We start from the raw sequence: 12,778 nt of genomic DNA on the forward strand, positions 1-12,778 counted from the left end.
CGGCCGGTACATCTGATCACCACGGGCGAACAGCATTTCAGCATGTCGGACTACGGAGGCCCCGGAATCTATATCGCCACTCCCCGGGTAACGCCTCACAGCGCCGACGTAACCATCGCGTACCACCTGCAAAATCGCAGCGACGTGCCTCAAGCTCTGACGCTCGAGACCGTTGTCCGAAAAGACGTCGCCTCCGTCTTGGCGACGAAAACCACCGCGGTAACCATTCCCGCCTCCGGCGATACGGTTGTAACGGTAACCTGTTCGGACGTGCGGAATTTCGATCTGTGGAGCCCCGATCATCCGGCTTTGTATTACGTGGAGAGCCTGCTGGAACAATCGGGCAAACGAATCGACAACCTGTCGCAGCCCCTCGGATTCAGATGGTTTCGTTTCGATCCGGAAAAAGGCTTTTTCATCAATGGAAAAAACATCAAGCTGATGGGCGCCAACCGCCATCAGGACAGGATACCCTACGGCAATGCGTTGAGCAACGACATGCACCGGCAGGATCTGCGCCTGCTCAAAGAGATGGGAGGCAACTTTCTGCGCAACGCGCATTATCCGCAGGCTGATGAAGTGCTGGGTCAGGCCGACCGGCTGGGCTTTGCCGTATGGGAAGAGATTCCTCTTGTAAACGAAGTAACCGTCGGTCCGCAACATGCCGAGAACGCGACCGTGATGCTCAAAGAGATGATCAAGCAGCATTACAACCACCCTTCGGTGGTGATCTGGGCCTATATGAACGAGATCTACTGGGCGCACCGGTTTAAGCCGCAGGAGGAGATTGCCGGAAGGAACCGGGCGACGTTCGAACTGGCGCGGCATCTCGAAAACGTTGCACGGGAACTCGATCCGCATCGATATACGGCCATGGCGATGCACAATTATCCCGCCTACGAGGAGGCCGGGCTGGGAGATATCCCGATGATTGCCGGCTGGAACCTGTATCATGGTTGGTATTACGGCAAATACGAAGATTTCGGGACGTTTATGGACGAACAGCGGCGCAAATACCCGAAGCGCATTCATTTGATCAGCGAATACGGGGCAGGCTCCGATGTGCGGCTGTATTCCGAAAAACCGGAGAAGTTCGACTTCACCATCGAAGAGCAGATCCGTTTCACCCGTTCCATCACTACGCAAATCCTCGACCGGCCTTATATTGCCGGAGGTGCGCTGTGGAATCTGATCGATTTCAGTTCCGAAAGAAGGGTGGACGCCACTTCCCACATCAACAACAAAGGGTTGGCAACGGCCGACAGAAAACCCAAAGACGCCTATTATCTGATGCAGGCGTTGCTGTCGGAAAAGCCGGTAGCGCGATTGGGATATCCTTTCCGCAACCGGTGGATACACGCCGCGGCCTCGCCTTCCGACACGCTGGTGCCTGTGCGGATGCACGCATTCTCGAATCAAAAGAGCGTATCGCTATATGTAAACAACCGTCTCTTCGGAGAAGCGGAGGTGAAAAACGGGATGGCGGAGTGGGAGATGAAGCTCGCTCCGGGGAAGCATCTGTTGTCTCTCGCGCCGAACAGTCCCGACACACCGGAGAAGCAGATCGAGGCTCGGCTGATTCCGTTCCGTCCGGATGGAAAGACGCCGGAGCTGGCAATGAATGTCGGAGCCAATTACGCTTTTATCGACACTCGCACAGATCTCTACTGGCTTCCCGAACGGATGTACGAAAAGGGCAGCTGGGGCGTCGTGGGCGGAGAGCCGCTTTACGTGGGAGGCAAAGTGGGCACCAAGGAGGACATCCTCGCCGTGGACGAAGAAGATCCTCTCTACCAGACGATGCGTGTAAACCCGGAGGGATTCAGAGCCGACCTGCCCAATGGAACGTATGAGATTGAGCTGTTGATGGTGGACTACGTGAAAAAGTCGCGGCGCTTTGCCGACGAGGACAAGGAGATTGCCTACGAACCGGAACAGAGAGTTTTCGGCATATCGGTCAACGGAACGTCGATTCTTCCCGAACTCGATCTGGGCGGCAGTTACGGTTTGAATGTGCCGTGCAGGCTCACCTTCAGATACACGGCAACAGACAATGCCGGACTGTCGATCAAATTTCATCCCGTTGACGGAGAACCCGTATTGAGCGCCGTTCGCATACGGACTGTCGGATTTTAGCAGATATGGATGTAACAGGGGGGCTGTGTAACATAATTCCTCTTTTTGGTAACCGTATAAATGATGAATATTGATAAATTAAGATTAACTTCGCAAAACGAATCATGAGAAGGCGCGCGTAGATTGGATTGGGATTCGGCTTTAGGATGAACATACAGTATGGTTAGATGACAAACAATTAGATACTTTTATTTTCTAAAAAAGACAATCATTGAAAAACAGAACGAATGAAAAGACTCTTATTTCTTACAGTTACGACCCTCTGCTTTCTGGTCGCAGGGATGCCGGTACAAGCTCAAACCTATGAGATACAGGGTACAATTGTCGATGCTGATACACAGGAACCTCTTCCCGGAGCAGCGGTGTACGATCAGGCCAATTACAACGGCACGGCCACCGATCTGGAAGGGCATTTCCGTTTGACCGGTCTGAAAAGCGGAAAAACCGTGCTTACCTTTTCCTATCTCGGATACAAGACCGAAGAAAAAACCGTGAACATGCCTGCCGACCACCATCAGGCGATGACGATTCGTTTGTCGCCGGCAGACAAGGTGCTGGCCGAAGTGGTGGTCGTGGGCAGCTTCGAAGGCCAGCAGCGGGCGCTCAACCAGCAACGGGCTGCGGACAACATCAAGAACGTCGTTTCGGCCGACCTCATCAGAAAGTTTCCCGACAAGAACGTGGCGGAGGCATTGCAGCGACTGCCCGGGATCAACATCGCCCGCGACAAAGGCGAGGGTTCTACCGTCTCCATACGCGGTACGCCGCAGCATTTCACCAACATCAGCATCAACGGCGAGCAGCTCGCGTCGGTACAGCAGAGCGGGACGAGAACCGAATCGCTCGATCTGATTCCGGCAGACCAGCTCGGTTCCATCGAGATCACCAAAGCATTGACGGCCGATATGGACGGCGATGCGGTGGGCGGAAACATCAACCTGAGAACCCCGACCGCGCGATCGGACAAGCTCCGCGTCAAGGGAGACCTCGGGATGGGATTCAACGACCTCTCCGGGAAACTGAACTACATCGGCAAACTGCAACTCAGCCGGCGCTTCTTCCCCGACGCGAACACCTCGCAGGGACGTTTCGGCGTGCTGGTCAGCGGAAGTTATTACGGGAACAACAACTCCGAAGACCGGATGGATGCTTCCTGGTCGGGCATCAAGAAACCGGTCGAGATGGTGAACGAACGCCTCATCATGCCGGAAGATTTTCAGTTCCGGAAGACGGAGAACAAACGTACACGTGTGGGCACGACCGTTACGCTCGACTACAAGGTGAAACATCACGAAATCGTCTTCAACTACATGTACAATTACCGGAAAGACGACGACGTGCGCAACCGCCTGCGATTCGATTTCAACAGAAGCGGGTCGGAATGGATTACGCACGACAGCCTGAGACGCGGAAGAATCCGCCGCGACATAAATCTTTGGAAAGAGATCAAGTCGAACCACAACTTCAACCTCGAAGGGACCCACCGGTTTGGCCGCTGGACGCTCGATTGGGGTACGTTCTATACCGTTTCGAAGCGAGACCATACCAGTACCCGGGGCGATTTCGCGCGCAACGATGTAACCATCGTAGCCGACAATCCGCGGGGTGTATTGGCCGAGGTGCCTCAGTTCAGGCCGATCGTTCCGTTGAATATCAAAAATCCGCTGTTGTTCGATAATTTCAGGAGGTACGAAGAAGATATGGGAACGACCGACGCCTCGAACCTCGTGGGGAAATTCAATCTTCAGAAAAACTACATGCTGAAAGATTACGCGGGGGTCTTCAAATTCGGAGGAAAGGTGAGGAGTGTAACGAACGATAAGTACCGGAACAACCGGGTTCTTTCTTTCTTCGATCCGAATCAGGAGGTAAATCTTGCCGAAGCTTTTGCGCATGTTGCCGGAAATACCGAACCGAAGGAGTTTCTGAACGGAAGGTATGCGTTCGGCCCCAGAGTGGATAAAGAAAAGTTTACCCGTTATATGGCTGCGCACCGGCGATTGCTTACCGAGTCGGACGACTCGTGGGATGCCGAGCGGCTGTCGAAGAACGATACCTACAACGCCAAGGAGAACGTATACGCCGCCTATCTCATCAACCGCATTCAGATAAAAAAGATTCTGTTGATTACCGGAGTGCGGTACGAGTACAACGATGTAAATTACAGTGCGTTCGATGTGAAGCGGTCGGGAACGAAGATCGTAGCGACTCCCATCAGCGGCGGAACGAACTACGGTTTTCTGTTGCCGAGCGTGCACGTCAAGTACAGCCTCGATGAGCTCACCAATTTCCGGTTCGCCTATACCCATTCTTACGCCAAGCCCAACTTCGTGGATATCGTGCCGTTTATCAATTACGACGCCGATGCGGCGCGACTGTTTATCGGGAACACCAACCTGAAACCTTCGCTGTCGAACAACATCGACCTGATGTTCGAGAAGTACAACCGCAGCGGCGGAGTCGTTTCCGCCGGACTGTTCTACAAGAACATGAACCGTTTTCAGTTCACGAGAATCATTCCTTCGCTCATCGAAGACTATCCCGGCTTCCCTCAAACGGCCGGCTTCGAGTTCCGTCAGGAGCAGAACGGCGAAAGAGCTACGGTCTACGGTTTCGAGTTTAATTTTATGCGCAAGCTCAATTTCCTCCCCGGAGCGATGAAAGGTTTGAGCGCCTACCTCAATTATACCTTCACCGGAAGCGATGCCAGCACGCAGGACCGGAGCAACATGCGGCTGCCGGGACAGGCCATGCATACCGGAAACGCCTCGCTCTCGTGGGACTATAAAGGGTTCAGCAGCAAGGCCAGCCTCAATTACAACGGCTCGTACATCCATTCGGTGGCCAGCAACGAGAACGACGATATTATTCAGGACGACCGGTTTCAACTGGATCTGAATCTCTCGCAGCAGCTTACGAAGAAGATCAGCCTCTATGCCGAATTTGTGAACATCACGAACTCGCCCGCCCGTCAGTATCAGGGAAACAACCGTCAGATCTCGCGCTTGGCCTATTTCGGCTGGTGGACGCGGTTCGGCATCACTTACAGACTTTAATCCCTATGGTTGCAAAAGAAAAACATAAAAAAACAGAGAACATGAAATTCAAATTGCTATTCTTTTTTTCGATGATTGGGCTGATGCTTGCAGGATGCGAGAGGGAGCAGGAGATCGAGCTTCCCGAAGCAACGGTAGTCGTTGAAAATTACGACGGAAACGCGATGGTTCAGGAGCCTGGGGGCGAGGTGGAACTAAGCGTCGTCTCCCAGTCGTTGGCCGGAGTAAAGAAGCTCGAAGTGCTCGCCAACGAGTCGGTTATAGAGACGTTGGAGACCGAGGAACTGTTCACGCACCGATACGGCTACACCTACCGTGTGGCGAAGGACGCTCAAACGGGCGATGAAGTCAGGCTCGTTTTCAGAATGGAAGACCGGAGAGGACGAACCGTTTCTTCTCCCGCGGTAATCATACGAGTGGACGAGCCGTTCAGGATCGTCGATTTTGTCCGGGGCGGACATACGTTTCGGAAAATTTACGGAAGAATCAACAAAGACCTTATCCTCACGAAGAAAGAAAAATGGCTGATCGACAGCATTGTGAGCGTGGATCAGGGGGCGACGCTCACGATCGAGCCGGGCACGAAGGTTTATTTCCGTACGTTCTCGAATAACGATAAGCTCAGCCTGCTTTCCGTGATGCGGGGAGGCAAGATCGTGGCCGAAGGCACACGCACCGAACCGATTGTTTTCACAAGCGATAAAACGCTTTCGGGAAATCCTGTCCGTGGAGACTGGGGAGGCGTATCGATTCACGGGAATGCTCCTACGAACGCCGGGAAGACGGTGCTGCGCGACGGATTCAGGTACGGAGGCACCCACGTTTCGGACAACTCGGGGCGTTTGCGCTTCGTCCGGATCGAATACGCGGGAAAGAAACAGTATCACGCCTTGCAACTGTTCGGAGTGGGCAGCGGCACGAAACTCGAATACGTTCAGGTGTTCGAATGTTATAACAACGCGTTCCGGATACGGGGCGGAAGAGTCTCTCTAAAATACATCTCCGGCATTCAACACGGCGGTTACGGCATCTGGGCCGACGAAGGCTGGCAGGGCAACGGTCAGTTCTGGCTGTTCCAAACCGGCATCAAGGCCACGCTTATCCCCGTCAATTACTGGAATCAGGCGCGCAGCATCGAATTCCGGAACGACGATTCGTTCTACGAAAAAGAGCCGCGCACCACGTTTAAGCTCAGCAACCTTACGCTGATCGGCAACGGATACGCCGAAGGCACCGATCACGGCACGCGGCGCGGCATAAGAATCAGAACGGGAGCGCAAGGCCTTCTGCATAACGCCATCGTTACGCAATTCCCGAGCGACGCCGTGCGTGTGGAAGACCTCCCGATCGAGACGCTGGGGAGCAGCATGCTTATCGACAACATGCGCTCTTACGACAACTTGGCCAACTGGGAGCAGGAGGCAAAAGACTATTTCTTTAAAAGCAATCGCTACAATCTGAAAGAGACGCCCGTCGGCGGCATCTCCATCGACGATTTTACGGGAGTCGAACTTAGTCCCTACAACCCTACGGCCATGAGCAGCTGGTTTACGAGCGCCTCCTATATCGGCGCGGTAGACCCGGAGAACGACTGGACGGCCGGCGGGTCGTGGTTCAGGAATAAGGACGGTTCCTTCAGATAACCGATATGAATTTATTAACGATTAAACAGCACGTACAATGAGACCAAAAAGACATGAATGGATAATGGCTGCACTGTTTCTGGCGGCGATTATCGGCGGCACATCCTGCAAAGACGACAAGCCTCAGTTCGCTACCCCCAAGATAGCGATAACAGGCGCCGATTCTATCGATCTGGCACCGGGAGAAACGGTGAAAATCTCTCTCGCTCTGGAAGGAGACGGAGGAGCCAAATCGGTGGTTGTTACGAAGAACGGAGGATTCCTCAAGGAGTTCCCGGTACATCCTACGGCAACGCAATTTGTATATACTACGGAGGCGTTGCCCAATGGCCTGAAAGAAGGAGAAACGCTCCGATACGGCTTTATCCTCAGCAACACCAACGACGTCGACAGCAAAGAGATTCCGTTCGTAATCAAAACGGCTCTTTACCCCAAAATTAAGGTTGGTGAAACCGAACTGTACAGCTTGAATGTCGGAACCGACGGCATCGTACCTTCGGGCAGCGAAATTACCCTGATCAAAAAACGGAACTACTTTGTTCCTCATGCGCTTACTTTCGAACCCGGAGCGAAGTTGAAAATCGAAGAAGGCGTACACGTCTACATGAATGCGAAAGCGGCATCGGAGGTCAAGATCGATATTCAGGGCGAAGCGGATATCGTCGGTACGGCTTCGGATCCCGTCGTATTCACCAGTTCCAAAGCGTTGACACCCGCAGAGCCGGCCAAAAGCGGAGACTGGTCGGAATTCCGGTTGAGCGGATCCGGTTCCGCGTCTTCGAACGGAAAAGTGAGCTATGTGCGGATAGAGTATGCCGGCAAACGTGCTTTCCGACTCGAAAACGTAAACGAAGCGACTCAAATCGACCATGTGCAGGTGTACCGGTCGTCCGGTGAAGGCGTCATGATTACCGACGGAAAAGCCCGGTTGAAATACATCGTAGCCACTGACTGCGAAGGCGGTTCCTTCCGTCTGGGAGACAAATACGCCGGAAAGATGCAGTTCCTCATCTCCGTCAATTCCGAATATTTCGACGAGAACGACGATTTCACGATTCGTGAAGAGGCTTCGCCCGTCGTATCGAACGTTACGTTGTTGGGCCCCGGTGCCGAAACGAAAAAGAATACCCACGGCATGCGGATGAGAGGCACTTCCGCCCCGAAAGTATACAACTCGATTATTGCCGAATTCCCTCGAAGAGGCATCAGAGCCGTCGAAGAAGTAAAAATAACCGATCTGAACGGCTCGGCGGTATTTGCCTACTCCTATGTGTTCAACGTGCCCAAAGACCCGTTCCGCGACCTGGCCAAAGCGTTTGCAGGTACCTTTAATGCCGACGGAACCGTTGCCTCCAATCCGTTCCACAATAACGCGACCAAGCTGGAAGGAGGAAACTATACGCTTAAACCCATCGGAGGGATCGGCGTCAAAGACTTTGTCCCCGATGCCGAGCCGAAGAGTACGTTCAATCCCGCTTCGTTAGATGCGTTCTTTTCCGCCGCCGAATTTGCGGGAGCTGTGAAGAGCGCCGCGGAAGACTGGACAAAAGGTTGGGTGAAAAATCCCGATGGAACGATCAGATAGAAGAACAACGTCCGGCAGATACTTGTTTCTTGGCAAAAGAACAGGTGTTTGCCGGATGAAAGACAAAAAAAAATGAAAACAAATCATCTCTTTTTTATCCTCTTACTTCTGGCGGGAAGCTGCCGGTTGACGGCACAAGAGGTATCGCCCGAATTGCAGGCCAAATGGGATAAGGAAAGTTCCGAACCTAAGACGCCTCTGTTGCGCTATGCTCCGTCGTCGTTGCCCGACCGGATCACGCTCGTTCCTTTGTCGGCCGAGGCGAAGGAGATCGCCGTTACGTGGAGAACCGATACCACCGTAAAAAGCGGAACGATAGAAATCATCCCCGGCGACTCGATCTCCTTTCCCAAAGATCGCCGCGAACGGATAGAGAGCACGGTCAGCGTTGTTCGATACAAAGACTATCCGATGCACTACCACAAGGCGGTTCTCCGCAACCTGATCCCCGGCAACATCTATAAATACAGAGTGGGAAACTCCCCGCAGTGGAGCGCCTGGCATACTTACAAACACCAACATTTCACCGATACGATAGGCTTGCTCTATTTCGGCGATACGCAAAACGGTATCTACAATCATGCGGCAAAGATTTACAAACAGGCCATCCGAAAATTCGACCGGGCAAAGCTCGCGGTATATATCGGCGACCTCATCAACCATGCCAACAACGATTACGAATGGACCGAATGGCATGCGGCGGCCGACGATGTGAACACCTCCATGCCGGTGATCGCCACACCGGGCAACCACGAATATCTGAAAGACTTGAACGGTCGGAAAGTACAGCTCTCCGCCTATTGGACTTCTACTTTCCCATTCTCCTATACGTGGGACGCAGGCCCGTTCTACCTCGATTTCGGCTTTGTCCGCTTTATCGTGTTAAACTCGAACGAGAAGCTCGACGAGCAGGGGCGATGGCTCGACTCGGTGTTGAGCGAGACCACGCAGGACTGGACGGTACTCGTGTGGCATCATCCCGTATTTTCGGGAGCACGGAAGCGCAACAACAAGGGATTGCAAGAGAACTGGCTGCCGGTGATTGAGAAGTACCGCGATAAGATCGGGCTGGTCTTGCAAGGGCACGACCATACCTATGCGCGGGGCGGGTTGCCCGAACGGAACAAAAGCCGGACCCATCCGTCGCATCCCGTATTTACCGTTACGGTAACCGGAAATAAATACTACGATTTGGAAACGCAGCCGTGGATGGACGTGGCCGTTCCCAACGTCAGCTCGTATCAATACATCGAAATCACAAAAGATAAAATCGTTTACAAAGCATACAGCGAGACCGATCATCTGTTGGACGAATTTGAAATCCGGAAATGAGTATGTGGGGCGGAAAGCATCTTCTCGCGTTCGTCGTCTGTTGCATCGTTCTGCCTTTAACCCTCACGGCGCAACCCGATCGCCCTTTTAGGTGGCTCGATGAAAAGACCCTTTGTGTAACCGACGGCGTAAGCGAGCAGGTCTATCTCTGGGAGAAAGGAACACTGCGGCTTTTACGGGCAAGACCCTTGTCGCGGGCAACAAGCGACCTGTTTCCCGCGACTTCCTCCGACAGGAGCGGCGACGGCGAAAGCCCCGTCGCTACATCGTGGGAGATCATCCGGTCGGAGGCCACCGAAAGGCGTTCGGCCTGTACGCGGATAGACCTGCGCGCCGTTTTCAAGGAGTGCGAACTGACACGCAGCCTGTGCGTCTACGACGATGCTCCGGGTATTGAATGGCGCCTCTCCTTGAAAGGGAAAAACAGCTTGTTCCCTGTTGCTTCTTCGGCCGATTCCGATCCGGTCGAGAATCCCGAACGATTGCAAGGCGACCGTCCGCACTACTTTTTCACGCCATTCTCCGTGCCGCATTTCAGCGTCCGAGTCGTCGCTTTCCGCGAAGCGACCGACCACCATACCAACATCGTCCGGTCGAGCAGAGAGCTTCCCTACCGCAAACCTCAATATTACAGAGGATCAATTCTGCTCGCTAACCGCAACGGGCGAAGCGATGAGGTGCATCTGGCCGTAAAGATGGCGCCGTTGCAGGAGGCGCAGTCCGCTTACGCCGGCTTCGATTTCAGCACCGATTTCACCGGCTTCAAGGTGCATTCGCCCGGCTTCGACTTTTCCGACGGGTGCGACACCTGCCGGCAAGAGGCATATCCCTTGTTCTCAGTGATGTATGCGACCAGCGAAGAGGAAGCGCTCGATAGGTACAAAAAATACGAGTTGGCGGTTCACAAATACCTCCCTCATCGCGACAATACGTTGACCATGAACACTTGGGGCGACCGCAATAAGGATAGTCGCATCAACGAATCGTTTATCCTCAACGAATTGGAGGCGGCTGCCGCTCTGGGTATTACCCACTATCAGATCGACGACGGATGGCAACAAGGCCTGTCAAAAAACTCGGCCGAAAAAAACAACCTTCTATGGGACGACTGGCAGGCGTCGGACTGGGAGGTAAACAGCATGCGCTTTCCGCATGGACTGAGCAGGGTGAAAGAGAAAGCCGACTCGTTGGGCATATCGCTCGGACTCTGGTTCAACCCTTCCAAGAACGACCGGTATGCCGCGTGGGAGCGCGACCGCAATATCCTGCTCGACTTGCATCGCAAGCACGGAATATCCTGGATAAAAATCGACGGGGTGGAAATCGGAGACCGCCTGTCGGAGAGCCGTGTGCTTCGAATGCTGCGCGAAGCTCAGGAGGAGAGCGCCAATCGTTTGCAGTTCAATATGGATGTAACGGCGGGAAAGCGGGGTGGCTTCTTCTACTTTCATCGCTTCGGAAACATCTTTCTCGAAAACCGGTATACCGACTGGGGAAACTATTATCCCCACTTGACCCTGCGAAACATCTGGTCTTTGGCTAAGTATGTTCCCGTGCAACGGATTCAGGTGGAATGGCTCAATAAATGGCGCAACGCGAACCGGTATCCGTCGGACGATCCTCTGAAGCCCATGGAGGTACCCTTCGACTATCTCTTTGCCATCGCCATGATGGGGCAACCGCTTGCTTGGATGGAAGCGACCGGTCTGCCCGCCGAAGCCTTTGAGATCTCTCGACTGATTCGTCTCTGGCAGTCGGAAAGAGGGCGCATGCAGGAGGGCGTTATCCGCCCGGTAGGAGAGGAGCCTGACGGATATAGTTTCCCGGGCTTTATGAGCACCTCCGGCCATCGGATCTACGTGCTTTTATTCCGGGAGCACACGTCGCTGCCGGAAGGGAAGTACGACGTATCGCCCGCCGATTCACGTCGATAACCATACCGTAAAGGTGAACTATCCCAAACCGTTCTCCTTCGTCTGGGGCTATTTCGAGTGATGAGGATGTGTTTTTTATGTGAGTCTGTGAAAAAAAGGTAGTATCCATCAGTTGAAACCACAGTTTGAAAAACAGGTGCAATCATTTTCTGTGTACAACCCTGCTTATACATGGCAGAAATTGTGTACCTTTGTTCCCAGGTTAAATGTCTCATATTGCAACTTTTTTGGACGAAGGCCAAGATAGAGATTTTATCCCTTCGGAAAAAGGATAGAGATTTTTTTCTCTTCCTTTGTCCGATAAAATCAATTCTTACCTATTCCTAATAGTTGCATTTGCTAATTGAATTTACGTTGTGATTAAAGATACATTATATATGCTATTGCTTTTAATGAAGATACGGTTTATGCAGTATGTGTGGATTTGGCGTAATTAATATAAGGAGGTATAATGTACTACTATATCGGTGAATTAACAACAGACGGCTATGGAATGGCGATTGTTCCAACTGATTTGCTCGCGGAATATCTGGCTTTTAAAAAGTGCCGAGCAAAGAAACTGCTGAGCTATCTGCAGAAGAACTTCGAGCTTTTTCTGGAACTTGTAGAAAAGGGTAAGTTGGTGCCGTTTTACCGTATTAATGCTTTTGAGTATCATATTTTTGCATCTATAGATGAGGAAACGGATATTCCTGCGGGCTTTAAGGAGGTGTGCAGATTTGAAAAGCTATATATGGAAGTGGGCGATTTAAATAGAATCTGCTTCTCTAGCTTTAATGACTTAGACTATGATTTTGAAAATATAAAGAAGAACATCACGGACAGAACAGAGCACATCAAAACGGGTGCGGATGAAGTGCTTGAGCCTTACAATTTTCGATTAGGTTTCGATATACCTAAGGGCAAGTATGAATTCGACCTTATTGGCTTGGAAAAAATAGAGAAAACGGATAGGGAAAGCACAAACTATGGCTATGCTTTTGTGTTCAGGAAGAACGAGGAAGCCGTGAATGAGAATATCACAAAATGCGATAATCAGGAAGATACCTATAAATTTAATGTGCCGAGGGAATAGCTTATAAGGAGAATTTA

7 protein-coding genes are annotated in these 12,778 nt (G+C 52.3%); all 7 read left to right on the forward strand.

The features are described from left to right. Nucleotides 1-2,136: glycoside hydrolase family 2 TIM barrel-domain containing protein (locus tag EII41_RS10145; RefSeq protein ID WP_124790503.1), on the forward strand; the 2,136-nt coding region annotated here is incomplete at its 5' end. A 227-nt stretch (nt 2,137-2,363) separates the two neighbouring features. Beyond that, nucleotides 2,364-5,192, forward strand: a complete 2,829-nt coding sequence (locus EII41_RS10150) for a TonB-dependent receptor (protein ID WP_124790504.1) — start codon at nt 2,364-2,366, stop codon at nt 5,190-5,192. A gap of 41 nt (nt 5,193-5,233) precedes the next feature. Beyond that, nucleotides 5,234-6,835, forward strand: coding sequence for a hypothetical protein (locus EII41_RS10155; protein ID WP_260425554.1), 1,602 nt, complete (start codon nt 5,234-5,236; stop codon nt 6,833-6,835). Nucleotides 6,836-6,872: 37 nt separating this feature from the next. Beyond that, nucleotides 6,873-8,420 (forward strand): hypothetical protein, encoded by a 1,548-nt coding sequence (locus EII41_RS10160; protein WP_124790506.1) that lies wholly within the window; start codon nt 6,873-6,875, stop codon nt 8,418-8,420. Between the two features lie 72 nt (nt 8,421-8,492). Continuing rightward, complete coding sequence (locus tag EII41_RS10165; RefSeq protein WP_124790507.1) at nt 8,493-9,752, forward strand: purple acid phosphatase family protein; 1,260 nt, start codon at nt 8,493-8,495, stop codon at nt 9,750-9,752. Nucleotides 9,753-9,754: 2 nt separating this feature from the next. Further along, nucleotides 9,755-11,686: an alpha-galactosidase gene (locus tag EII41_RS10170; RefSeq protein WP_221620718.1), complete on the forward strand. Its 1,932-nt coding sequence runs from the start codon at nt 9,755-9,757 to the stop codon at nt 11,684-11,686. Between the two features lie 451 nt (nt 11,687-12,137). After that, a complete protein-coding gene (locus EII41_RS10175; protein WP_124790508.1) occupies nt 12,138-12,761 on the forward strand; it encodes a hypothetical protein in 624 nt (207 codons plus the stop codon). Nucleotides 12,762-12,778: the final 17 nt, after the last annotated feature.

This window comes from Tannerella forsythia, from assembly GCF_003860135.1.
In the GTDB taxonomy this organism is placed as follows: Bacteria; Bacteroidota; Bacteroidia; order Bacteroidales; family Tannerellaceae; genus Tannerella; species Tannerella forsythia_A.